Origin of the sequence: Luteimonas campi (assembly GCF_051162505.1) — a bacterium.
Classification (GTDB): domain Bacteria; phylum Pseudomonadota; class Gammaproteobacteria; order Xanthomonadales; family Xanthomonadaceae; genus Luteimonas.
In genome coordinates this window covers 1-23232 of sequence record NZ_JBNWEM010000003.1, presented here as the reverse complement: position 1 = coordinate 23232, position 23232 = coordinate 1, and the positions used below count along the sequence as shown (strand labels likewise).

Annotated in this window: 21 protein-coding genes and 1 tRNA gene; 11 read left to right on the top strand and 11 right to left on the bottom strand. The window is 71.1% G+C overall.

The features are described from left to right. Positions 1–76 precede the first annotated feature (76 nt). The 6 genes from prmA to purD all read left to right on the top strand — a co-directional run bounded on the left by prmA (position 77) and on the right by purD (position 6093). A complete protein-coding gene (gene prmA / locus ACQYVW_RS09915; protein ID WP_434946892.1) occupies positions 77–994 on the top strand; it encodes a 50S ribosomal protein L11 methyltransferase in 918 nt (305 codons plus the stop codon). Between the two features lie 486 nt (positions 995–1480). Beyond that, complete coding sequence (locus tag ACQYVW_RS09910) at positions 1481–2221, top strand: DUF3426 domain-containing protein (RefSeq protein WP_434946891.1); 741 nt, start codon at positions 1481–1483, stop codon at positions 2219–2221. A 115-nt stretch (positions 2222–2336) separates the two neighbouring features. Further along, positions 2337–2609 (top strand): DNA-binding transcriptional regulator Fis, encoded by a 273-nt coding sequence (gene fis / locus ACQYVW_RS09905; RefSeq protein ID WP_434934483.1) that lies wholly within the window; start codon positions 2337–2339, stop codon positions 2607–2609. Between the two features lie 59 nt (positions 2610–2668). Next, positions 2669–4255, top strand: a complete 1587-nt coding sequence (gene purH / locus ACQYVW_RS09900; RefSeq protein ID WP_434946890.1) for a bifunctional phosphoribosylaminoimidazolecarboxamide formyltransferase/IMP cyclohydrolase — start codon at positions 2669–2671, stop codon at positions 4253–4255. Between the two features lie 2 nt (positions 4256–4257). Beyond that, a complete protein-coding gene (locus tag ACQYVW_RS09895) occupies positions 4258–4800 on the top strand; it encodes a GNAT family N-acetyltransferase (protein ID WP_434946889.1) in 543 nt (180 codons plus the stop codon). Continuing rightward, complete coding sequence (gene purD / locus ACQYVW_RS09890) at positions 4801–6093, top strand: phosphoribosylamine--glycine ligase (RefSeq protein ID WP_434946888.1); 1293 nt, start codon at positions 4801–4803, stop codon at positions 6091–6093. A gap of 392 nt (positions 6094–6485) precedes the next feature. Here purD and ACQYVW_RS09885 read toward each other — a convergent pair whose 3' ends face one another. Beyond that, a complete protein-coding gene (locus tag ACQYVW_RS09885; protein WP_434946887.1) occupies positions 6486–7604 on the bottom strand; it encodes an NADH:flavin oxidoreductase/NADH oxidase in 1119 nt (372 codons plus the stop codon). Positions 7605–7732: 128 nt separating this feature from the next. Then, entirely contained in the window at positions 7733–8593 is an 861-nt protein-coding gene (gene ygiD, locus ACQYVW_RS09880) for a 4,5-DOPA-extradiol-dioxygenase (protein ID WP_434946886.1), read from the bottom strand. 171 nt (positions 8594–8764) lie between these two features. Here ygiD and ACQYVW_RS09875 point away from each other — a divergent pair, with 171 nt between their 5' ends. Then, positions 8765–10705, top strand: a complete 1941-nt coding sequence (locus tag ACQYVW_RS09875; protein ID WP_434946885.1) for an MFS transporter — start codon at positions 8765–8767, stop codon at positions 10703–10705. Positions 10706–10786: 81 nt separating this feature from the next. Here the strand turns inward: ACQYVW_RS09875 and ampE are convergent, their stop codons facing one another. From ampE to ACQYVW_RS09855, 4 genes are all read right to left on the bottom strand, one after another. Then, on the bottom strand, positions 10787–11698 hold the full coding sequence (gene ampE / locus ACQYVW_RS09870) for a regulatory signaling modulator protein AmpE (protein WP_434946884.1): 912 nt from the start codon (positions 11696–11698) through the stop codon (positions 10787–10789). A 261-nt stretch (positions 11699–11959) separates the two neighbouring features. Next, positions 11960–12835 carry an NAD(+) diphosphatase gene (gene nudC / locus ACQYVW_RS09865; protein WP_434946883.1) on the bottom strand — a complete coding sequence of 292 codons (876 nt, stop codon included), beginning with the start codon at positions 12833–12835 and terminating at the stop codon, positions 11960–11962. 3 nt (positions 12836–12838) lie between these two features. Then, positions 12839–13201: an iron-sulfur cluster insertion protein ErpA gene (erpA, locus tag ACQYVW_RS09860; protein WP_434946882.1), complete on the bottom strand. Its 363-nt coding sequence runs from the start codon at positions 13199–13201 to the stop codon at positions 12839–12841. A 57-nt stretch (positions 13202–13258) separates the two neighbouring features. Next, positions 13259–13972, bottom strand: a complete 714-nt coding sequence (locus ACQYVW_RS09855; protein WP_434946881.1) for a DUF6776 family protein — start codon at positions 13970–13972, stop codon at positions 13259–13261. 123 nt (positions 13973–14095) lie between these two features. On the opposite strand from ACQYVW_RS09855, the gene ACQYVW_RS09850 reads away from it, so the two are divergent. The 3 genes from ACQYVW_RS09850 to ACQYVW_RS09840 all read left to right on the top strand — a co-directional run bounded on the left by ACQYVW_RS09850 (position 14096) and on the right by ACQYVW_RS09840 (position 19433). Next, on the top strand, positions 14096–14677 hold the full coding sequence (locus tag ACQYVW_RS09850) for a DUF4126 domain-containing protein (protein WP_434934466.1): 582 nt from the start codon (positions 14096–14098) through the stop codon (positions 14675–14677). A 241-nt stretch (positions 14678–14918) separates the two neighbouring features. Then, on the top strand, positions 14919–16739 hold the full coding sequence (locus ACQYVW_RS09845) for an EAL domain-containing protein (RefSeq protein ID WP_434946880.1): 1821 nt from the start codon (positions 14919–14921) through the stop codon (positions 16737–16739). Between the two features lie 48 nt (positions 16740–16787). Further along, positions 16788–19433, top strand: coding sequence for a hybrid sensor histidine kinase/response regulator (locus ACQYVW_RS09840; protein ID WP_434946879.1), 2646 nt, complete (start codon positions 16788–16790; stop codon positions 19431–19433). 26 nt (positions 19434–19459) lie between these two features. Here the strand turns inward: ACQYVW_RS09840 and bfr are convergent, their stop codons facing one another. From bfr to ACQYVW_RS09825, 3 genes are all read right to left on the bottom strand, one after another. Further along, entirely contained in the window at positions 19460–19930 is a 471-nt protein-coding gene (gene bfr, locus ACQYVW_RS09835) for a bacterioferritin (protein ID WP_434934460.1), read from the bottom strand. A gap of 218 nt (positions 19931–20148) precedes the next feature. Then, positions 20149–20361 (bottom strand): bacterioferritin-associated ferredoxin, encoded by a 213-nt coding sequence (locus tag ACQYVW_RS09830; RefSeq protein ID WP_434934458.1) that lies wholly within the window; start codon positions 20359–20361, stop codon positions 20149–20151. A gap of 74 nt (positions 20362–20435) precedes the next feature. Further along, a complete protein-coding gene (locus tag ACQYVW_RS09825) occupies positions 20436–21023 on the bottom strand; it encodes an RNA pyrophosphohydrolase (RefSeq protein WP_434934457.1) in 588 nt (195 codons plus the stop codon). Positions 21024–21157: 134 nt separating this feature from the next. Here ACQYVW_RS09825 and ACQYVW_RS09820 point away from each other — a divergent pair. Continuing rightward, positions 21158–21234: transfer RNA gene (locus ACQYVW_RS09820), tRNA-Met, on the top strand. Between the two features lie 372 nt (positions 21235–21606). Here ACQYVW_RS09820 and ACQYVW_RS09815 read toward each other — a convergent pair. Then, positions 21607–22857 (bottom strand): putative porin, encoded by a 1251-nt coding sequence (locus ACQYVW_RS09815; protein WP_434946878.1) that lies wholly within the window; start codon positions 22855–22857, stop codon positions 21607–21609. Positions 22858–22991: 134 nt separating this feature from the next. Then, a partial coding sequence (locus ACQYVW_RS09810; RefSeq protein WP_434946877.1) for an L-serine ammonia-lyase, iron-sulfur-dependent, subunit alpha occupies positions 22992–23232 on the bottom strand: 241 nt, incomplete at its 5' end.

The window sequence follows — 23232 nt, the reverse complement described above, 5'->3', positions numbered from 1 at the left end:
AAAACTCGATGGCCCGCGGCGCGATGCTGCTTTCCGTCGCAACCATGGCAGGGTGGCGCGCGGCTACACTGTGGCCATGCCCTTCCTCGAACTGACCCTGCGCTGCCGCGAGTCCGAGCAGCCCCGCTACGAACACGCGCTGGACGACGTCGGCGCGCTGGCCGTCACCATGCTCGATGCGGACGCGGAAACGCCGGAGGAACAGGCCATCCTCGAACCCGGCGTGGGCGAGACGCCGCTGTGGGACGAGATCTCGCTGAGCGCGCTGTTCCCGCAAGATGCGGACGCCCTGCTCCTGCTCGCGGCACTGGAAGCCTTCGACCCCGGCCTGGACTGGAGCGGCGCGAGCTTCCGGCGGGTGGAGGACCAGGACTGGGAGCGGGCCTGGATGGACCAGTACGCGCCGCTGCGGTTCGGCGCGCGCACCTTCATCGTGCCCTGGAACCACGAGCTCCCGGACGAGGCCCGCGCCGACGATGCCGCGGTGGTGCGGCTGGACCCGGGCCTGGCCTTCGGTTCGGGCACCCATCCGACCACCTCGCTGTGCCTGCAGTGGCTCGACGCACTGGCGGCGCAGGGGCGGCTGGACGGACAAACCGTGCTCGACTTCGGCTGCGGCAGCGGCATCCTCGCGCTGGCTGCGCTCAAGCTCGGCGCGGCACGCGCAGTGGGCGTCGACAACGATCCGCAGGCCCTGCTCGCCAGCCGCGACAATGCGCTGCGCAACCAGGTCGACCACGCGCTGGCGGTGTACGAGCCGGCCGACGCGCCGCAGACGGCGTATCCGGTGGTGGTGGCCAACATCCTGGCGTCCGCACTCGACGCGCTCGCGCCCGAACTCGCAGCGCGTACCGCACCGGGCGGGCGCATCGCCCTGTCGGGCATTCTGGATGGCCAGCAGGACGCGCTGCTTGCGCGCTTCGATGCCTGGTTCGACGCGCTGGCCGTGGCCCGGGAAGGGGACTGGATCCGCATCGACGGCATCCGCCGGTGACGCCCGCCGCGGACCACGCCTGCGTGGTTGAATAGCGGCATGTTCATCAACTGCCGGCACTGCCACGCGCTGGTGGCGACCGACCCCGCCACGGACCTGCCGCCGGAGCGCTGCCCGCGCTGCGCCGGGCCGCTGCGCCGGCCGGCAGGCGCGGCAGCGGAGGCTCCGCCCGCGGTCGCGCCACCGCCCGTAGAGGTCGGCATGCACGCGACCGCGCCGCCCGAAGGCGGGCAGGCCGGGGACGCCGGTCACCTGCGGATGCCGGCCGCTCCGGCGCCGGTTGCGGCACCGGCACCGATCGCCCCAGCGACACTGGCCCCGGCTCCGACGACCGCGGAGTCCGTCCGGCCTGCCGAACCCGGGCTGGCGACCCCGGCGGCGCCAGGCGTGGAAGTCGTCTCGCCGCGGGTCCCGCCGCTCCGCCTGCGGGCGTCGGGCGGCGCTGCCGGCACCGACCGCGGCGCGCTGGAAACGACTGCCCCAGGCTTGTCGGCGGACACGCCCGTCGCCGCGCCTGCGCCCGATGCGCCCGGCACGGGCGCGACCGGGCCGGCAACATCCGCATCCCACCCGCCGGCACCCGCCACGCCGGACGCCATCGCGTCGTCCCCCTCTCCAGTACCTGCGACCGCACCGTCCGGCACCCTGACCCCGCCCCCCACGGAGATTCCGCCACCACCCGCGGGCACGCCTGCCGGCAGCGCGGAAGCGGCACCCTCGCCGGACTTCATCGGCGGTCGCCGTCGGCGCGCGTCCGCCGGGACGCAAGCCTGGCGGCAGCCGGCCGCGGTCGCCGGCCTGCTGGTCCTGCTCGCCCTGCAGATCCTGCTGGCCGACCGCAACCGCCTGGCTGCGGACCCGCAGTGGCGTCCACTGGTGGTCGGCGCCTGCGCCGTGCTGGGCTGCAGCCTGCCGCCCTGGCACGAACCCGAAGCCTTCAGCCTGCTCCGCCGCGACGTGCGCCCGCATCCGCAGCGTGCCGGCGCCCTGCGCGCAAGCGCCTCGTTCCGCAACGATGCGCGCTGGCCGCAGGCCTGGCCGCAGCTGCTGCTCACGCTGTCGGATGTCGACGGCCAAGCAGTGGCGGCGCGCGCATTCGGCCCCGACGAGTACCTCGGTGGCGCGCCGGACAGTCCACTGGTCGCGGCGGGACAGTCGGTGGACATCGCGCTGGACATCCATGAGCCCGCCGCGCACACGGTGTCTTTCGCCTGGGAGCTGCGTTAGACCATCGTTGCGGACGTTCGCATTGTCGACTGCGACCGCGAGGCGCTAGACTCGATCACCCCGCGATGACCGCCGCTCCCGTGCGCCGCGTCGCCAGGTCGCACCGAGCGCTCGATTGAACACCGCAGAACACACCGACCCCGCCATCCGCAGCGCGCCGCGTGCGCCGCTGCGCGAACACGTCGCCAATTCGGTGCGACGCTACCTGGGCGATCTCAACGGCAGCGACGCCGACAACCTCTACCAGATCGCGCTGCGCGAACTGGAGATCCCGCTGTTCCTCGAGGTCCTCGAACACTGCGACGGCAACCAGAGCCGTGCCGCCACCATGCTCGGCATCCATCGCGCAACGTTGCGCAAGAAACTGCGCGAGTACGGGATCGGCTGATCGGCCGCGTGGCGCACGGCTGGCTATAATTCCGCCTCTTTGCCGCACTGCGCCCCCCGATGACCCACGACCTCCTGCCCCTGCGCCGGGCATTGCTGTCCGTGTCCGACAAGACCGGGCTGATCGAACTCGCCTCCGCGCTGTCCGCGCGCGGCGTGGAACTGCTGTCCACCGGCGGTACCGCGAAAGCGATCCGCGACGCAGGCTTGCCGGTGAAGGACGTCAGCGAGGCCACCGGTTTTCCGGAAATGATGGATGGCCGGGTCAAGACGCTGCACCCCGTGGTCCATGGCGGCCTGCTCGGACGCGCCGGCACCGACGATGCGGTGATGGCCGAGCACGGCATCGCGCCGATCGACCTGCTGGTGCTCAACCTGTATCCGTTCGAATCGGTCACCGCGAAGGCCGACTGCACGCTGGCCGACGCGGTGGAGAACATCGACATCGGCGGCCCGGCGATGCTGCGTTCGGCGGCGAAGAACTTCGCGCGCGTGGCGGTGGCCACTTCGCCCGACCAGTACGCCGGCCTGCTCGAGGAACTGGCGCGCAACGACGGCGCGCTCCCGGCGGCCACCCGTTTCGCGCTGTCGGTGGCCGCGTTCAACCGCGTGGCCCAGTACGACGCGGCGATCAGCAACTACCTCTCGTCCATCGTCGACAACGCGTCCGACGTGCCGGAGCGCGCGCCATTCTCCGCGCAGGCCAACGGCAGCTTCGTCAAGGTGATGGACCTGCGCTACGGCGAGAACCCGCACCAGCAGGCGGCGTTCTACCGCGACCTTCACCCTGCCCCCGGCTCGCTGGCCACGTTCGAGCAGCTGCAGGGCAAGGAGCTGAGCTACAACAACATCGCCGACAGCGACGCGGCCTGGGAATGCGTGCGCCAGTTCGACGCGCCGGCCTGCGTGATCGTCAAGCATGCCAACCCCTGCGGCGTGGCCGTGGGCGCGGCCTGCGGCGAGGCCTACGAACAGGCCTACGCCACCGATCCCACCAGCGCATTCGGCGGCATCATCGCCTTCAATCGCAGCCTCGATGCCGCCACGGCCAAGGTCATCCTCGACCGACAGTTCGTGGAAGTGCTGCTGGCGCCCGACTACGAGGACGGCGCGCTCGAATATGCGAGGAAGAAGGCCAACGTGCGCGTGCTGCGCATTCCGATGGCGCCGGCTTCGCCGGGGTTCATCGACACCAAGCGCGTGGGCTCCGGGCTGCTGCTGCAGACTGCCGACGACCGCGTGGTGACGCGGGACGAGCTGAAGGTGGTGACCAGGCTCGCGCCCACCGATTCCCAGTTCGCCGACCTGCTGTTCGCCTGGAAGGTGGCCAAGTTCGTGAAGTCCAACGCCATCGTCTACGCGAAGGATTACCGCACCATCGGCGTCGGCGCCGGCCAGATGAGCCGCGTGTACTCGGCGCGCATCGCCGGGATCAAGGCGGTCGATGCCGGCCTCACGGTGCCCGGCTCGGTGATGGCCTCCGATGCCTTCTTCCCGTTCCGCGACGGCATCGATGCCGCGGCCGAAGCCGGCATCAAGGCGGTGATCCAGCCCGGCGGCTCGATGCGCGACGCCGAGGTGATCGCCGCGGCCGACGAGCACGGCATCGCCATGGTGTTCACCGGCGTGCGCCACTTCCGCCACTGACCGTGGATTCCGCGATCCAGCTGCGCGACGCCGGACACGCGGATCTGCAGCGGATCCTCGCGCTCAACCGGCGCGAGCAGCAGCACACCAGCGCGCTGGAGCTGTCGCGACTGGAACAGCTGCATGCGCTCGCCTGGCACCACCGCGTCGCGGTGGCGGACGGCGAGGTCGTGGCCTTCCTGCTCGCCATGCGCGACGGCGCGGCCTACGACGGCGAGAATTTCGCCTGGTTCGCGGCACGCTGGCGCAACTTCGCCTACATCGATCGCATCGTGGTCGACCCCGGCCACGGCGGCCGCGGCATCGCCCGCCGGCTGTACGAGGAGCTGTTCGCGCTGGCGCGGCAGCAGGGCCTGGACCTGGTGGCCTGCGAGTACAACATCAAGCCGCCCAATCCCGCGTCCCGGGCCTTCCACCAGCGGCTGGGCTTCTCCGAAGCCGGGCGCCAGTACGTCGCCGACGGCAGCAAGCAGGTGTCGATGCAGACGCGTACGCTGACCGGCGATGCGGCCGGCCCGAGCCCCATTCCACCCTTGGAGTCCTGAATGAAAATCATGGTCATCGGTTCCGGCGGTCGCGAGCACGCCCTGGCGTGGAAGCTGGCACAGTCGCCGCGCGTGTCGGAAGTGATCGTCGCGCCGGGCAACGCCGGCACCGCGCACGAACCGCGCTGCCGCAACGCCGCGGCCAAGGTCGGCGACCTCGACGGCCTGCTGCAGCTGGCCATCGATGAAGACGTGGCGCTGACCGTGGTCGGGCCCGAGGTGCCGCTGGTGGCCGGCGTGGTCGACCGCTTCCGCGAAGCCGGCCTGCGCATCTTCGGGCCGACGGCCGCCGCCGCGCAGCTGGAGGGCAGCAAGGCCTTCGCCAAGGACTTCCTCGCCCGGCACGGCATTCCCACAGCGTTCTACGCGGTCCATACCGAGATCGAACCGGCGCTGGCCTACGTCCGCGAGAAGGGCGCGCCGATCGTGGTCAAGGCCGACGGCCTGGCCGCGGGCAAGGGCGTGATCGTGGCAATGACGCTGGACGAAGCCGAGGCCGCCGTGCGCGACATGCTCTCGGGCAACGCCTTCGGCGATGCCGGGGCACGGGTGGTGATCGAGGAATTCCTCGACGGCGAGGAAGCGAGCTTCATCTCCATGGTCGATGGTCGTACGGCGCTGCCGATGGCCACCAGCCAGGACCACAAGCGGGTGGGCGATGGCGACACCGGCCCCAACACCGGCGGCATGGGCGCGTATTCGCCGGCGCCGGTGGTCACGCCCGAAGTGCATGCGCGGGTGATGCGGGAGATCGTCGAGCCCACCGTGGCCGGCATGGCTGCCGACGGCGCGCCGTTCACCGGCTTCCTCTACGCCGGCCTGATGATCGACGCCAGCGGCGCGCCGAAGGTGATCGAGTTCAACGTCCGCTTCGGCGATCCGGAGACCCAGCCGGTGATGCTGCGCCTGCAGTCCGATCTCGTGGACCTGGTCGAGGCTGCGCTCGACGGTCGGCTGGACGAGGCCGAGGCGATCTGGGATCCGCGACCCTCGCTGGGCGTGGTGATGGCCGCCCGGCCCTATCCGGACACGCCGGTCACCGGCGATGTCATCGACGGGCTGGATGCGGTGCCCGTGCAGGCCAAGGTGTTCCACGCCGGCACCGCGCTCGACGCGCAGGGCCGCGTGCTCAGCGCCGGCGGCCGCGTGCTGTGCGTGGCGGCGCTGGGCGATTCGGTGGGCGATGCGCAACGCAACGCCTACGCCGGCGTCGACGCGATCGCGTGGGCGAACGAATTCCATCGCAGCGACATCGGCTGGCGTGCGATCGCGCGCGAGCGCGGCGAAGGCTGAGCGGCTGCCCGGGTCCGGCCGCGCGTCACAGCGCCACGCCTGACCGCGGTCGCGCTTACACGCGACCGCGTTGACCGGATTCAACGCGTTGCCGCGCGTGCTCCGCTGCACGAGCGCCGGCATCGCTGTCGGCGCCGGCAGAACCATCGTCATCCTCGCGAAAGCGGGGATGATGGCCTTCGCAGCCGTCCTGGATCTCCGTATCCGCCGGGATGACTCGATCTGCGCGCGCAGCTGCGTGCTCGTTTCCCCGGATGCCCGCATGCGCGGAGCTAGCCGGCTGGGCGCCATAGGAGCGCGCGACCGGCCCTCTGGATCCCCGCCTCCGCGGGAATGACGGCCTTGCTGGATCGAAAAAGGACGCGCCGCCAGCCGCGAGTACTCCGGCGCGCTTACTCCGCAGTCCCCTCGCCCATCACCAGCGTCCGACCCAACCCATGCGGCGCGCTGCGCAGGTACTGCGGCGGCGCGACGGCCTGCGCGCCCAGCGCCGCTGCCGCGTGCCACGGCCAGCGCGGGTCGTAGAGCATGCCGCGCGCCAGCGCCACCGCATCGGCCTTGCCTTCGGCCAGGATCGCCTCGGCCTGCTGCGGCTGCGTGATCAGCCCGACCGCGATCACCGGCATCTCCACCTCGCGCCGGATCGCCTCCGCGAACGGCACCTGGTAGCCCGGCCCCAGCGCGATCTTCTGCGCCGGATGCAGGCCGCCGCTGGACACATCGATGAAGTGGCAGCCGCGCGCATCCAGCGCGCGCGCCAGGACGAGGCTCTGCTCCAGATCCCAGCCGCCGTTCACCCAGTCTGTGGCCGAGATGCGGATCCCCAGCGCGATCGACGCAGGCAGCTCGGCCGCGACCGCGTCGAACACGCGCAGCACCAGCCGCATGCGGTTCTCGAGGCTGCCGCCATATTCGTCGCTGCGCTGGTTGGACAAGGGCGAGAGGAACTGGTGCAGCAGATAGCCGTGCGCAGCATGGAGCTCCACCAGGCCCAGGCCCAGGCGCGCGGCACGCCGGGCGCTGTCGACGAAGCGCTGCACGATGGCGTCGATGCCGGCCGCATCCAGGGCTTCGGGCTGCGGACCGCCGTCGGCATAGGGCAGCGCCGAGGGCGCCAGCGTCTGCCAGCCGCGCGGCTGCGCTGGCGCGATCGCGGCGCCGCCGTGTTCCCAGGGACGATGGGTCGAGGCCTTGCGCCCTGCGTGCGCCAACTGCAAGCCGATGCGCGCCGGCGACCAGCGCCGCACGGTTGCCAGCGCGGCGGCAAAGGCCTGTTCGGTGGCCTCGTCCCAGAGCCCGAGGTCGGCCCAGCTGATGCGCCCGCGTGGCTCCACCGCGGTCGCCTCCACCATCACCAGGCCCGCGCCCGACAGCGCCAGGTTCGCCCAGTGCTGGACGTGCCAGTCGCTGGCGCGGCCTTCGTCGGCCGAGTACTGGCACATCGGCGCGACCACGATCCGGTTGGGCAGGTGCAGTGGGCCGAGGTCGATCGGCGAGAACAGCAGGCTCATTGCAGCGGGTTGCTCCAGGAAAGGCTAGATATGGAACCGGCCGGAGGTCGTCGTTCCCGCGGGAACCCACGCATCCGCCTCGCAAGACCGGTCCGCAGCCGTCGGGGCGGCGGGCCGGCGACTTGGGCTCAGACGTTGGCGTCTTCGGGCGGCAGCTCGGTGGCGATCGGGGCGGCGCCCTCGCCGTTCGCCGACGGGGGCGGGCACTGCGCATCCAGCGAGTAGGCCGTCATCGACAGCGAGCCGTAGGCATAGCCCTCAACCAGCGTCGCGGTGGGCCGCTGCGCCGCCGCGGCGAGGCCGGCGAGGTAGAGCAGCGGCAGGAAATGATCGGTGATCGGCACCGCCATGCGGTAGTCCGGATGCGCGGCCAGCGACGGGACCTCGTGCGGCGCCTCGCTCATCAGCTGCCGTGCGCGCTCGTCGAAGCGATGCGCCCAGTCGAAACCGGCGTCGTCCTGCGTCCAGTCGATCGCGCGCAGGTTGTGCACCACGTTGCCGCTGGCCACCACCAGGATGCCGCTCTCGCGCAGCCTGGCCAGCTTCGCGCCCAGCGCCAGGTGCCAGTCCAGCGGCTTGCGCGTATCGAGCGACAGCTGCACCACCGGGATGTCGGCATCGGGGAAGGCGTGCACCAGCACCGACCAGGTGCCGTGGTCCAGGCCCCAGCTGTCGGCATCCGCGCCCACCCGGTCGGGATGGGCGAGATCGGCCACCTCTTCGACCAGCCCGGGCAGGCCCGGCGCCGGATACTGCACGTCGAACAGCGGTTGCGGAAACCCGAAGAAGTCGTGGATGGTGCGCGGCCGCGGCATCGCGGTGACCGCCAGCATCGGCACGTACCAGTGCGCCGAGACCGCCAGGATCGCGCGCGGGCGCGGCACCGAGGCACCGAACGCCCGCCAGGCCTCGGTGTAGCGGTTGCGCTCGAGTGCGTTCATCGGGCTGCCGTGGCCAAGGAAGGCGGCGGGCGTCAACGGCGGCGACATGGGAACTCCAGCGCTCGGGACTGCCGGCACTCTAGCAACGAGGCGTTCACGCGGCGTGGTGCGTTCCGGAACGGAGCGTCCGCCCAGGGCGACCGGCCCGGCACATGGCGGCACCGGGACATCCGTCTGCACTGCCTGCCGCTACACTCGCCGCCAGCCCCGGGAGGCCGCATGGCGCCAGACCCAGAACACCAGATCCGCGACCGCCACAGCCAGTTCGACCTGCTGCGCCAGCGCCGCTTCCTGCCCTACTTCTCGGTGCAGGCGCTGGGCGCGTTCAACGACAACGTCTACCGGCAGGCGATCATCGGGCTGCTGATCTTCCTCGGCGCCAGCACCGAGCAGCGCGGGATGTATGCCATCGTCGCGCCGGCGATCTTCATCCTGCCCTACTTCCTGTTCTCGGCCATCGCCGGCCAGATCGCGGAGAAGCTGGAGAAGCAGCGCCTGATCGTGATCACCACCGCGATGGAGATCGCGATCATGTCGCTGGCCGCGGTGGGCTTCCTGCTGCAGGCGATGCCGCTGCTGCTGGTGGCGCTGTTCTGCACCGGCGTGCAGTCCACGCTGTTCGGACCGGTGAAGTATTCGGTGCTGCCGTCGATCCTGAAGCCGGAGGAACTGACCGGCGGCAATGGCCTGGTCGAGATGGGCACCTCGATCTCGATCCTGTGCGGGATGATCGCCGGCGGGCTGATCTTCCAGGTGGCCGGGGCGCACGGGCCGCAGGCGGCGGCGATCACCATCGTGCTGCTGGCCGTCCTGGGCAACGTGCTGGCGCGCATGATCCCGCGCATGGACGCGGGCGCGCCGGAGCTGAAGATCCGCTGGAACCCGATCCCCGAATCGATCGCGGTGCTGCGCATGGCCAAGCAGCAGCTGGCGGTGCGCAACGCCATCCTCGGCGTGTCCTGGTTCTGGTTCTTCGGCACGCTGCTCACCTCGCAGTTGCCCACCTATGCCGAGCGCCACCTCGGCGGCGCGGCCGAATCGGCCACGCTGTACGTGTTCGTGCTGGCGCTGTTCTCGATCGGCACCGGGGCGGGATCGCTGCTGTGCGAGAAGCTGTCCGGGCGCACGGTGGAGATCGGCCTGGTGCCGATGGGCGCACTGGGCATGAGCGCGTTCCTGCTCGACCTCTACTTCGCGCGCCCCGGGCTGGCGCCGGCCGGCGGCCTGGACGTAGCTCAGTTCCTGCAGCAGCCGGGCAGCGTGCGCATCGTGATCGACCTGCTCGGCATCGGGCTTTCGACCGGCATCTTCGTGGTGCCGCTGTTCGCGCTGATCCAGAGCCGCACGCCGGTTTCGCGGATGGCGCGGGTGTTCGCCGCGCTCAACATCCAGAACTCCGGCTTCATCGTGCTCGCCGCGGTGGCCGGCCTGGTCCTGCAGGGTTGGCTGGGCTGGAGCGGGCCGCAGCTGTTCCTGGCGCTGGCGATCGCCAATGCGCTGGTCGCCCTGTGGATCTTCAGCATCGTGCCCGAGTTCGCGATGCGCTTTGTCAGCTGGCTGATGGTGCGCACGCTGTACCGGCTGGAGCTGCACGGCATCGAGAAGCACGTGCCCGACGAGGGCCCGGCGCTGATCGTGTGCAACCACGTCAGCTACATGGATGCGCTGATCCTGTCGGCGACGATACCGCGCCCGGTGCGCTTCGTCATGTACTGGAAGATCTTCAACATCCCGGTGATGCGCTGGATCTTCCGCACGGCGCGCGCGATCCCGATCGCCGGCGCGCGCGAGAACCCGGAATTGATGCAGCGCGCGTTCGATGCGATCGACGCGGCCCTGGCGGAGGGCGAACTGGTGAGCATCTTCCCCGAGGGTGCGCTGACGAAGGACGGCGAGATCGCGGCGTTCAAGTCGGGCGTGGAGAAGATCCTGGAACGCGCCGCAGCGCGCGGACAGGTCGTGCCGGTGGTGCCGATGGCGCTGCGCGGCATGTGGAGCAGCATGTGGAGCCGGCGCGATTCCAGGCTGGGCCGCATGCGCGTGCCGCGCCGCTTCCGCGCGCACGTGGCTGTCGCGGCGCAAGCGCCGGTGCTGGATCCCGCAGTGACGGCCGGAGACCTCGAAGCCAGGGTACGCAGCTTGCGCGGCGCCTCCGCCTAGACGCAGGCGCCGCCGCATGCAGCGAGGGCCTGTGTCCGCGGCGGGGCTGCCGTCGCGACGGCGTGGGCGCGCTGCAGGCGCTCAGCTCACCCAGCCAGCGATGACGAACAGGGCCAGCAGCGCCAGCCACAGCACCAGCGCGCGCCAGACCAGGCCCATCGCCTCGCGCAGCTCCGGCATCGGCCCCAGTTCGCGGACCAGGGCGCTGCCGCTGGCCACGCCGGCGCCGGCGTAGTCCTCGGCCTCGTCGGCCACCCCGCCGCGCACGCTGGCGCGGCCTGCGGCGGCCAGGAAGTCGCCGTCCAGGCGCCACGACGCGCCCCCGGCTTGCTTCCAGGCATAGGCGACGTCCTCGAAGTTGCCCACCAGCGCCAGCGACAGGGTCATCAGCTGGGCCACCGGCCAGTCGAGGATGGCCAGCAGCGCCTGCGCACCCTCCACCATCCGTGGCGGCAGGCGGGCGGCGATGTCGTCCTCGGCCGCGATCGCGACCAGTCGATAGCCCAATGCGCCGGCAGGCCCGAGCACCAGGAACCACAGCAGCACCGCGAACCAGCGCCGCAGCCCGCTGGCGAACACCGCGCCGACCAGGGCGTGCGCATCGGTCCGCACCTGCGCGCGATGCAATGGCGGCCAAAGCCAGGCAGCCGCGTCGCGACGCGCGTCGCCGGTGGGCGCATCCAGCACCGCTTCCACATCGCGGTCGAGGTTGCGCGGACCCCAGGCGAGGAACAGCACGGCAATGCCCAGCAGCAACGAGGGCAAGCCGAAGCCGTGACCGGCCAGAAGCAGTTGCAGCAGGCCGGTCACGACGAGCAGCGGCAGCAGTGCCAGCACGATGCCGAACGGTCCCCGCCACGGGCGCGCGCCGCCCAGGCGGTGCTCCAGCCACTGCAGCCAGGTCCGCAGCCAATCCTGGCGCCGCGCGGCGGCATCCTGCAGCAGATGGCCGAGCGCCAGCGCAACGACGACCGCAAGTAGGGTGGCGAACATGGCGCGATTCTAGGCGGGCCGGGGCCGGGTCGCGAATGCCGGTTGGCCGCAATGCAGGAGACCGGGCTTGCTTCGCGCACGATGCGCACGCGCATCCATGGTGGACTCACGCGGGCGCGGGCGATCCGCAACCGTGCCGGGCACGGAGCGCCATGTCGGGCGCCTGCGCGACACGCCGCGCTGCGATCAACCGGTCAGGCCGTCAGACGCACCGACGGCGTGGCCACAGTCCGTGGCGCACCGCGACTCCTCCACCGGCCGTCACAGCCCGTCGTACCAGGACGCGATCAGCCAGCGCGAGATCGACAGCCGGGGCGACAGCAGCAGCCCCGCCTCGCGCGTCTCGCCGCGCAGGGCCGCCCCCACCTCGTCGCGGCTGAACCAGCGGGCATCCTCGAGTTCGTCGTCGGCCGGGACCGGCACGTCGGGCTCGGCCTCGGCATGGAAGCCGAGCATCAGCGAGGACGGGAACGGCCAGGGCTGCGAGGCCAGGTAGCGGCAGCGGCGCACGCGCACGGCCGACTCCTCGAACACCTCGCGCACCACGGTCTGCTCCAGGGTTTCGCCCGGTTCGACGAAGCCGGCCAGGGTGGAGTAGCGCCGCGCCGGCCAGTTCGCCTGCCGGCCCAGCAGCAGGCGCTCGCCATCGCTGACCGCCACGATCACCGCCGGATCGGTGCGCGGGTAGTGCTCCAGGCGACAGCGCTCGCAATGCCCCAGCCATCCGGCGCGGCCGTAGCGCAGCGCGCCGCCGCAGGCGCCGCAGTAGCGGTGCCGCGCGCGCCAGTGCAGCACCGCGCGTGCCTGCGCGAAGGCGGTCGCCTCGACGGTCGGCCACCCGGCCGCGGCCGTGCGCAGGTCGATGCGCGTGCCCTGCTCGCCCGGATCGGTACAGGCGAACCAGGCCTGGTCGCCGGCCATGCCCAGCAGCACGGCATCATCGCGCAACTGCGGGCGCTGCCCGCCGGCAAGCGGCCGGGGCCCGTCGGCACCGCCCAGCGCGCAGCCATCGCTGTCGAGCAGCAGCAGCCGCGCCTGCGGCCACAGGGCGGCCAGGCGTTCCGGATCGTTGCGCAGGTGCTCGGCGCGGTCCAGGCCGCCGTCGACGAAGGCAAACGGCGACGGCGCCCCCTCCATGGCTCAGACGGTGAACGAGGACCCGCAGCCGCAGGTCGATTTCGCGTTCGGATTGCGGATCGTGAACTGGGCGCCGTGCAGGCTCTCGGTGTAGTCCACCACCGCGCCCATCAGGTACTGCAGGCTGAGCGGGTCGACCACGAGGGTGACGCCTTCGGTGACCACGGCCAGGTCGTCCTCGGCCTGCTGCTCGTCGAACTCGAAACCGTACTGGAAGCCCGAACAGCCGCCGCCCTGGATATAGACGCGCAGCTTGAGTGCGGGATTGCCCTCCTCGGCGATCAGCTCGCGCACCTTGCCGGCGGCAGCCGGGGTGAAGTCGAGCGGGCGTTGCAGGGAGAGATAGTCGGGGGCTGCCTGTTCCATCCGGTCAGGATGGGGCGGCGCGGCGTCGACTTCAAGCGCGCATCCCGCACGCAGCGTTCAGCGCGCCGCGGCGCGGGCCACCTCGTCCCAGGGCAGGGTCTGCTCGATGGGCGCGCCCGAGGCGGGCGCCAGGCGCACGCGGATGCGCAGCGGCGCGAAGCCGGGCGGCAGCACGATCTCGCCCTCCACCTGCTGGAAGTACTTGAACGAGTACTCCACGCCCGTGGCCTCCGGATCCTGGCGCAGGGCGTCCCAGTCCAGCTGTTCCAGCCGTCCGTCGCGGGTGCCCTCCAACGACAGGCTGAGGCGGCCGCTGCTCACCGCGCCCCGGTTCAGGTTCTGGGTCAGGGTGACGGTGTAGTGCCAGGCCTGGTCGCTGCGCGGGGTGAGGACGAGTTCATGCACGGTCAGCCCGCGGCGCTGGGCGGTGGAGCCGACGAAGCGCTCGTAGAAGGCGACGTCGGCGCGCAGCGCGGCGATCTCCTCGTCGCGCTCGGCCAGCGTGCCCTGCAGGTCGCGATTTGCCTCGCGGCTGATCTGGTCGGATCGGGTGAGCGTTGCGACCTGCTGGGCCAGCGCCTCGATCTGGGCCTGTCCACTGCCCGGACGCGGACCCGGCCCCATCAGCACCTGCCAGATGCCCCACAGGCCGAACGCGATCGCCGCGACGAAGACGGCGAGCACCGCGTAGGACGCGCCCTGGATGTGCGCGGGTACCGCCGGAGCCGGGGTTGCGCCGTCGGCCGGCGGGCGGGGAGCGTCGTCACTCATCCGGACCGGTATAGCGACGCGGCCGCAGCTGCGTCAAGGCGCCCGGGCCTATACTCGGGCGGACAGGCGCCGCGCGTGCGGCCACGTTCAGCCGGTCGCCGGCTTTGTCGCGAGGAGTCGCCCATGACCGAAGCCCATCTGTTCGCCGTCGGCGTGCTGCTGGCCTGGCTGGCCGGAATCCGCGCCTACCTCACGGTGTTCGGCGTCGGTCTGGCCGGCATGTTCGGCTGGCTCGACCTGCCCCCGGCGCTGGAGGCCACGACGTCGCCCTGGGTGCTGGGGGTGTCGGGGGTGCTGGCCTGCACCGAGTTCCTGGCTGACAAGATCCCGGGGGTCGATTCGGCCTGGGACCTGCTGCAGACGCTCGCCCGGGTCCCGGCGGGCGCATTTCTCGCCGCCGCGGCGCTGTCGCCCGATGGAGAACTCGGCGCCGGCATGCTCGCCGCCGGCGCCGGGGTGGCCCTCACCAGCCATGCGCTCAAGGCCGGATCGCGCGCCCTGCTCAACACCTCGCCCGAACCGGTGAGCAACTGGACCGCGTCGGTCACCGAGGACGTGGCGGTGGTCGGCGCACTGACGCTGGCCTGGTCCTACCCGTGGCTGGTGCTGGCGGTCGTGGTGGGCCTGGGCATCGCGCTGGCGCTGCTGCTGTGGTGGGTCTGGCGCAGGCTGTTCAGGCGCGCGCCGCGACCTGCACCCGCCTGAGCCTGCGGTCACGGTTTGGCGACCGGGCGCCGCGTCGGCACGCGGCCTGCGCACCCGTGCACGGACGCCGTGCCATAGTCGCCGCCCTGCGGAGTCGCGATAATGCCGGCAACAGGGGGATCTGCAATGGACTACGTGGCTGCGCCAGACGGCCCGTCGCTGCTTTGGCCGCCGTCGCGCACGCGCGCCGCGGCGCTGCGCGCGGTTGCCCCTGCCGGGCCTTTGCGGCAAGGTTCCCGCAGTGTCTGACGCCAACAATCGCCAACGCGCGGAAGTTCCGCCCGCCGGGTTCTGGCGCCGCTGGTGCGCCGATGCCGCACCGGCGGTGATGCCGCGCGCCGACGCGGTGGCCAGCGGCGACCTCACGCCCGCGCCCGTGCAACCGCCTGCCGACAGCCGGCGCGAGGCGGCGGCATACCGCGTGCTGGTGGTCGAGGACGATCCAAGCCAGGCCCTGTTCGCAGAAAGCGTGCTCAACGGCGCCGGGATGGAGGCGCGCGTCGTGTCCGTCACCAGCGAGGTGATGGACGCGATGCGGGAACTGCGTCCCGACCTGGTGTTGATGGACCTGCACATGCCGGGACTGGATGGCGTGGAGCTGACCGGGCTGATCCGCAGCCATCCGGACTTCGCGTTGACGCCAGTGGTGTTTCTCACCGGCGACGAGGATCCCGAGCGCCGCTTCGAGGTGCTGGACGTAGGCGCGGACGATTTCCTGCGCAAGCCGGTTCGCCCGCGACACCTGGTGTCGGCGGTACAGAGCCGCATCCTGCGGGCGCGCATGCTGCGGGCGGCCAGCGGTGGCGGCACCCGCCATCCTGCGACCGGGCTGCTCAGCCGCCCGCAGATGCTGCAGATGCTGGCGGCTGGCGTTCCGGGTGCGCGTTCGGGCGCGGCCGTGTTCGTGGAGATCGCCGGCACCGCGGCGCTGCGCGATCGCTATGGTTACGCCGCCCTGGAAGCCCTGCTGACCGAAGCCGGACGCCGCCTGGGCGAAGTGTCCGGCGGCCATGCGGCTTCGCGCCTGAACGACAACACCTTCCTGGTGTTCGCGACCGGCGTCGAGGGCGCCGCACTGCCGCCGCTCGCGCGCCAGTTGCGCGACGGCCTGGGCGAGCATCCCTTCAACATCGGCGAGGAACGCGTGCGCCTGCGCGCGGTCGTCGGTTACGCGGAGCTGGCGCTGGGGTTCGAGGACGCCGGTGCGGCCCTGTCCGCCGCCGAGGAGGCGCTCCGCGCCGCACGCGGCCATCCGCACGGCGTCGCCGCCTGGGCGCGGCCGGTATCGGCCGACGACCGCGAGCTGTCCGCAATCGAACAGTCGCTGCGCGAAGCGCTGGCCTCGGGCAGCCTGCTGGCCGCCTTCCAGCCGATCGTGGCCGTGGCTGGCGGCGACGAGGCGCAGTACCAGGTGCTGCTGCGCCTGCGCGGCGCCGGCGGCGAGCTGTACCCGGCTGGGCGCGTGCTGCAGGCGGCCAACCGCATCGGCTCCACCCTGCAGGTGGACCGGCGCATGGCCGAAATCGCGATCGGCGCGCTGCGCCGCCAGCAGGAGGAGCGGCGCCCGCTGCGCCTGTTCGTCACCCAGGCTCCGTCCACGCTCGCGCACGACGGACACGCGCAATGGCTGGTGCAGTCGCTGGCCGAGGCCGGGGTGGACGGCGCGTCGCTGGTGATCGACGTGCGCCAGGACGATGCGCTGGTGCACGCGCTGTCGCTGCAGGAATTCTGCGCCGACATGGTGGTGGCCGGGGTGCAGCTGTGCCTGAGCCAGTACCGCCACGGACCCGAGGCCAATGCCCTGCTCGGCCAGCTGCCGCTGGGCTATGTGCGCCTTGACCCGCGCTACTCGCGCAATCTCGACGAGACCAGCGTCCGCGACGAGATGCGCAGCGCGATCGACTTTGCCCATCGCATGGGGCTGCAGGTGATCGGCCAGCAGGTCGAGGACGCGCAGTCGGCGGCCACCTTGTGGATGACCGGCGTGGATTACATCCAGGGCAACCTGGTGCAGCGTCCGGCCGGCGACCTGCAGTTCGATTTCCACACCTCCGTGCTCTGAGGGAGACAGGGTATGGCGCTGATCAGCAACGCCCGTCCCTCAAGCGTCATGCTGCGATGGTTCACCCTCGGCGCGGCCGGAGGCGCGGCGCTGAGCCTGGTGCTGCACGTGCTCGGCATGGAGGGGCCGTGGCAGGGCTTCGCCCTGGTGCTGGCGCTGCTGGCGATGTTCGCCTCGATCGCGGTGTTCTACAACCTGCGCACGCGCGACGGCGAACTGCGGGAAGCGCGCGAGCGCGCCGAGCGCGACGAGGCGGTGCTGGCCGAACTGCATCGCGAACTCGAACACCATGCGCAGCTCGAGCAGGAACTGCGCCTGGCCAAGCAGGCGGCTGAGTCGGCGGTGATGGCCAAGGGCGAGTTCCTCGCCACGATGAGCCACGAGATCCGCACCCCGCTCAACGGCATCGTGCCTATGCTCGACCTGCTGATGCACGCGCGGCTGGCGGCCGACCACGCCGAACTGGTGCGCACCGCCTATCTGTCCTCGCAGCAGATGCTGCGCATCGTCGACGACATCCTCGACTACTCCAAGCTCGAGGCGGACAAGCTCGAGCTGGAAACCACCACCTTCAACCTGCGCGAAGTGGTCGAGAGCGTGCTGCAGCTGATGGAGCGCCCGGCCCAGAGCAAGGGCCTGCGCATGCACATGCAGATCGACCCGGGCGTGCGCCTGCCGGTGCGCGGCGATCCGGTGCGGCTGCGCCAGGTGCTGGGCAACCTGGTCAGCAACGCGGTCAAGTTCACCGAGCGCGGCTCGGTGACCCTGGCGCTGAGGCGACTGGGCGAGACCACCTCGCAGCATCAGCTGCGCTTCGAGGTCCGCGACACCGGCGTGGGCGTCTCGCAGGCGGCGCAGGGCCGCCTGTTCCAGGCCTTCAGCCAGGCCGACGCCTCCACCACGCGCCTGTATGGCGGAACCGGCCTTGGGCTGGCGATCTCCAAGCGCATCGTCGACCTGATGGGCGGGCGCATCGGCGTGGAGTCCGAACCGGGCCTGGGCGCCACGTTCTGGTTCGAGATCCCGCTGCTCAAGGTGCAGGGCGACATGCAAGCCGAAGACACCAATCCCCAGGGAGGCCGGCTGCTGCTGCTCAGCGCCGACCCGCGCCTGCGCCTGCGCCTGAGCATGCTGCTGCCCAACTGGGGCCTGCGCGTGACCTCGGTCGAGACCACCCAGGAGGCGCTGGACCGGCTGCGCAACGCCGCCAACCAGGGTCCGCCCTGGGCCTATTCCATCGTCCTGGCCGACCTGGCCGGCATGCGCAACACCGCCCTGGCGCTGCACCGCAACCTCGGCCGGCAGAGCGTCTACGGCGAACTGCGGCTGGTGTGCTTATACGGCGACGATCCGGTGCCGGACGAACTGCAGCGCAGCATCACCCTGCTCAGCCGCCAGAGCCCCGACGCCAGCCTGCGCGCCGCGCTGTTCGACGGACCCGCCGACTCCGGCACGACAGCGCCGCCCGCCGACACCGCCGCCACGTCGGCACCTGCCGCCGCGGCGACGCCGCCCGCGCCCGACCGCCTCGCGCTGCGCAAGCCCCGGGTGCTGCTGGTCGAGGACAACCCGGTCAACCTGATGGTCGGCCAGCGCCTGCTCGGCGTACTGGGCATCACCTGCGATACGGCGAGCAACGGCGAGGCCGCGCTGCTGCGCATGTCCGCCTCGCGCTACGACATCGTGCTGATGGACTGCCAGATGCCGGTCATGGACGGCTATACCGCCACCCGCCGCTGGCGCGAGAACGAAGAGGCCGCCGGCGACGGACGGCACCTGCCGATCGTCGCCATGACCGCCAATGCCATGGCCGGCGATCGCCAGAAGTGCCTGGACGCCGGCATGGACGACTACCTGCCCAAGCCGGTCACCCGCAGCGAACTCGAACGCTGCCTGCACCGCTGGTGGGATCCCGAGCAGATCTCGGTGCCGTCGGACTTCAGCGGCCTGCACGGAACGGATGGTCCCGAGGAACCCGTGGCCACGGTCCTGGACGCGCAGCTGCTCGGCCTGCCGACCAGCGATCCGGTGCCTGAGTCCGCTCCGGCAGGGCCCGATGCCGACCCGGCGTGGCTCGCGGCATCGGCGGGCGATGCGCCAGCGGCGTCGGACGCCGAGTCGTCTGCGATCGAAGCTCCGGCCGCTGCGGCGGCCATCGCCGCGGCACGCACCGTCGGCGCACCGCAGCCGCAACCCGCGTTCGCACCGGCCACCGCGGAGCACTCGCAGTGGGATGCGCCGGCGTCAGGCGCGGCGTCCATTGCGCCAGCGTCGGCCGCAACCCCGACCGGTCTGGCCCCGCAGACGCCTGCCGCAGTCGCGCCGCCGGCACCGCAGCGTGTCCTCGCCCCGGTCCTGGACCCGACGATCCTGGAGGACCTGCAGGCGATGCTGGGCGAGGAGGTCGAACGCCTGGTCGATGTCTTCCTGGAAGATACCCCGCGGCTGGTCCGGACCCTGGAGCAGGCCGCGAGCGGTCCCGACTACGACGCGCTGCGCGAGGCGGCGCATTCGCTCAAGTCGTCCAGCGCAAACCTGGGCGCGATGTCGCTGTCGGCAGCGGCCAAGCGGGTGGAACTGGCCGCGCGCGAGCGTTCGCTGGAGCGACCGGCGGTCGCGGTGGCGCTGATCGCCAACGAATTCGCCCGCGCGCGCCAGCAGCTGCTGGCGCGACGCACCACCCAACAGGCCTGAGACGCGCGCCGGCGACCGGCGCGCACTCAGTCCTCGAGCTTGCTCTGCAGGTAGTTCTGCGGGCCGACGCGCTCGACCAGGTCGAGCTGGGTCTCCAGCCAGTCCACGTGTTCTTCCTCGTTCTCGAGGATGTCGGCGAACAGCTTGCGGCTGACGTAATCGCCGACGCTTTCGCAGTGGGCGATCGCTTCGCGCAGCAGCGGGATGCCTTCCAGTTCCAGCGCCAGGTCGCAGCGCAGGATCTCGATCGGGTTCTCGCCGATCTTCAGCTTGCCCAGCGCCTGGAAGTTGGGCAGGCCCTCGAGGAACAGGATGCGCTCGGACAGCACGTCCGCATGCTTCATCTCGTCGATCGATTCCTCGTACTCGTGCTTGGCCAGCTCCTGCAGGCCCCAGTTCTTCAGCATCTTGGCGTGCAGGAAGTACTGGTTGATCGCGGTCAGCTCGTTGTAGAGCGCCTTGTTGAGGTACTGGATGACCTGTGGGTCGCCTTTCATCGCGGGTGCTCCCTGCGCCGTGGAGACACGCACTCTAGCGCCGGCGCGCGGCGCCTGTCGGAACGGGAATGGTGTGCATTTCGATCACGCGTTCGGGCAAGGCTGCGGGACTCGAGTGCCGGCGTGACACGCGGGTCCTGCGAGGCGCATCCGGACGACACCGGCCGGCCGGGGAAGCTTCCGCGATACCGCCAGGACCGCGAAGGCAACCCTTCGATTCAGGCGGCGCGCGCGACCAGCGGCAGGGAGACGAGATTGCCCGTGGCCGCGGGCCGCGCCTCTTCGAGCAGGGCGGTGGCGGTGTCCACGCACGAGCCGCAACAGGCACCGACGCCGGTACGCATGGTCAGTTCCGACAGCGACCCGCATCCGGCCTCGGCGGCGCGACGGATATCGGTATCGGTGATGCCATTGCAGATGCAGACGTACACGGCGCAGACCCACGGGACCAGGCCGCCATTGCGCCAGACATGAGAATGATTGTCAATGCCGCCAGCACTCGTATTCAGGCCAGGGGCCCTGCTCGCGGCCGGCCGGTTGCTGCGGGGCCCGGAGCGCGGCGGCCCCGGTGCGCCTGCTGTCGCTCCAGCCCCACGGAGGGAATGGCGGCCGCGCCGGCGATCTGCCGGGCGAAGGGCGCCAGATGCCGCAGCGCGCTGGCGTAAACCCCGCGCTTGAACATCACCACGTGCTCCACGGGGTACCAGAAGTCCACCCAGCGCCAGTGGTCGAATTCGGGCTTGGCGGTCAGGTCCAGCCGCAGGTCGCTCTCGCTGCCGGTGAACTGGAGCAGGAACCACACCTGCTTCTGGCCGATGCAGACCACGCGGTCGTTGCGGCGGATGGCATTGCGCGGCAGCCGATAGCGCAGCCATCCCGGCGTGACCCCGAGCACGGCCACGTGGTCGGGCAGCAGCCCGGTCTCCTCGCGCAGCTCGCGATACATCGCCTCGATGGGCGTCTCGTCGCTGTTCATCCCGCCCTGCGGGAACTGCCAGCCATCGCGCCGCACCCGCCGGGCCCAGAACACGCGGCCATCCGGGTTCATCAGCACGATGCCGACATTGGGGCGATACCCGTCCGGATCGATCACGATGCGGACTCCAAAGATCTACTGCCCCCGACTCTGCCATGACTGCCAGCAAAGTGACAGCCCGCGGCCCCGACGTTGACGCGGCGCCCCCGCGCCCGGACAATACGCGGCTCCCCGCCATCGCGGGCGACGATGGCTATGTAGCTCAGCCGGTTAGAGCACAGCACTCATAATGCTGGGGTCGGTGGTTCGAGTCCACCCATAGCCACCATCTCCGGAATCGACCTGACCCCGCGTCGCCGTGGGGTTTTTTGCTGCTTGTGCAGGCGGCCTGGTGCGACATTGTCAGGCGCAGCCACTTCGTCAGTTTGCCCCACGAGGTTCTGAACGACGCAGTCGAGCCCGCCGGGGTGCCTGCTGGCGCCGGTGTGTTGGCCCGTAGCCCGGTCGGGGCAAGCGCAGGGGCAGACGCTGGATGCGGACAGCCCGCTCCTGCCGGGTCGGTCACGAAGACCAGTCCCGCCTGCACGAGGTGTCCGGGCGTCGCGGCCCGGGCTCCTGGCGTGGTTCTTCCCGACCGACCGGGGGCGGCAAGCCGACGTCGATATGCAGCAGGGACCGGGGCGCCGCCAGTCGCGACGCCTCAGAAGCTCACGAGAAACGCCAGCCGCAGGCGATCGAGCCAGTCGTCCGGATCGTGGCCGACGGGATAGCGATCGCTGTAGGGCTTGTAGTGGTACCAGTACAGGCTCAGCTGGGTGCCGGGCACAGGCACGTAGTCGACGGTCAGCCCGTGCATGCGGTAGTTGGTGCCGATGCCGATATTGTCCTGCGAGAAGGCCGCGAGCACCGCGTCCGCCTGCGCGACCGCATAGCCGTAGGTGAATTTCCAGTCGCCCGGCGCCGACGTCGTGCCGATCGACAGGTCCGCGCCATACGCGGTATCGGCGTCGGTCGCCGCGCCCAGGTTGCGCACGTAGTCCACTCCCAGCCGCAGCGGCCAGCGCTCGCTCCAGCCCGAGTAACCCACTCCCATCAGCAGGTTGGCCAGGCGGAAATCCGACAGGTAACGGCCGTCGACGTCCAGCAGGTTGGTCCGCAGGTCGCCTCCGTCGGCGCCGGCGAGGCTGCCCAGGTCGTAGTGGTAGTACGCGCCATGAACATCGAACTTCCAGTCGCCCGTCCGTGGCGACTCATAACCGAGCTGGGCGCCCAGCATGGTGCTGTCGGGGCCGCCCGCGGATTCATCGACGACGAATGCCAGGGCATTCGCCCGCAGGCTTCCGCCATTGGCCTGCGGCTGGCGCCAGATGGCGCCCAGGCCCTGCGGATTGACGTCGCCATCCCAGACCAGATCGGTGCGCACGAACGGCTGCGGCATCTTGCCGCCATACAGCGTGAGCCGGTCGAAGTTGAACTGCACATAGGCCATATCGAGACTGACCTCGAGATCGTCGAGCCAGTTCGACAGCTGCACGTCGCTGCTGTTGGGGTCGTCGCTGTCGCCGGTGGCGAGACGCGCGCCGATGCTGATGCGGTCGCTGACCGCATAGGTCGCGCCCAGGCGGCCGCGCAGCTGCATGCTGCCGCGATTTTTGCCGTCGTCGTCGGACCAGTCCGCCTGGCCCCGCAGGCGCAGGTCGCCGGTGACCTTCAGCCGCGCGGACGGTTCCGGCGTGGCCACCGGCATGGCCGAAGCGAGCGAGTGGCGCGCCGGCCCCGTCGGCGGCGCCGCGCCTTCGCCCTGCGGCCCGGCATCTCCGGCCAGCGCTGCGAGAGCGCTCTCCAGGCGCTGCAGGCGACGCTCGCGCTCGGCCTGTTCGGCGCGCAGCACCCGCACCTCCTCGCGCAGATGTTCGATCGCGGCAGTGTCCCCGGCGTACGCGAGTGGCATGCCAGCCAGCGTGAGGCACGCGACAAGCGTGGCGACGCGTCGGCGGTGGTCGAACGGATCAAGGCTCATGGGCATCCTGGGGGAAGGGAGTCGTCGCCCACGCCAGCGACGCGTGGGCCATGGGTCGAAACGCCTCAGCACTCGATGACGTTCACTGCCAGTCCGCCGCGGCTGGTTTCCTTGTACTTGTCCTGCATGTCGCGGCCGGTCTGGCGCATGGTGCGGATCACCTTGTCCAGGCTCACCTTGTGCTGGCCGTCGCCGCGCAGGGCCATGCGGCTGGCGTTGATCGCCTTCACCGAACCCATCGCGTTGCGCTCGATGCAGGGGATCTGCACCAGGCCGCCGATCGGGTCGCAGGTCAGGCCGAGGTTG

Excerpts from the sequence above, each read along its gene's own strand:
- prmA (WP_434946892.1), top strand. The coding sequence starts at position 77 with ATGCCCTTCCTCGAACTGACCCTGCGCTGCCGCGAGTCCGAGCAGCCC.
- purH (WP_434946890.1), top strand. The coding sequence starts at position 2,669 with ATGACCCACGACCTCCTGCCCCTGCGCCGGGCATTGCTGTCCGTGTCC.
- purD (WP_434946888.1), top strand. The coding sequence starts at position 4,801 with ATGAAAATCATGGTCATCGGTTCCGGCGGTCGCGAGCACGCCCTGGCG.
- ACQYVW_RS09885 (WP_434946887.1), bottom strand. The coding sequence starts at position 7,604 with ATGAGCCTGCTGTTCTCGCCGATCGACCTCGGCCCACTGCACCTGCCC.
- ygiD (WP_434946886.1), bottom strand. The coding sequence starts at position 8,593 with ATGTCGCCGCCGTTGACGCCCGCCGCCTTCCTTGGCCACGGCAGCCCG.
- ACQYVW_RS09875 (WP_434946885.1), top strand. The coding sequence starts at position 8,765 with ATGGCGCCAGACCCAGAACACCAGATCCGCGACCGCCACAGCCAGTTC.
- ampE (WP_434946884.1), bottom strand. The coding sequence starts at position 11,698 with ATGTTCGCCACCCTACTTGCGGTCGTCGTTGCGCTGGCGCTCGGCCAT.
- nudC (WP_434946883.1), bottom strand. The coding sequence starts at position 12,835 with ATGGAGGGGGCGCCGTCGCCGTTTGCCTTCGTCGACGGCGGCCTGGAC.
- erpA (WP_434946882.1), bottom strand. The coding sequence starts at position 13,201 with ATGGAACAGGCAGCCCCCGACTATCTCTCCCTGCAACGCCCGCTCGAC.
- ACQYVW_RS09855 (WP_434946881.1), bottom strand. The coding sequence starts at position 13,972 with ATGAGTGACGACGCTCCCCGCCCGCCGGCCGACGGCGCAACCCCGGCT.
- ACQYVW_RS09850 (WP_434934466.1), top strand. The coding sequence starts at position 14,096 with ATGACCGAAGCCCATCTGTTCGCCGTCGGCGTGCTGCTGGCCTGGCTG.
- ACQYVW_RS09840 (WP_434946879.1), top strand. The coding sequence starts at position 16,788 with ATGCTGCGATGGTTCACCCTCGGCGCGGCCGGAGGCGCGGCGCTGAGC.
- bfr (WP_434934460.1), bottom strand. The coding sequence starts at position 19,930 with ATGAAAGGCGACCCACAGGTCATCCAGTACCTCAACAAGGCGCTCTAC.
- ACQYVW_RS09815 (WP_434946878.1), bottom strand. The coding sequence starts at position 22,857 with ATGCCACTCGCGTACGCCGGGGACACTGCCGCGATCGAACATCTGCGC.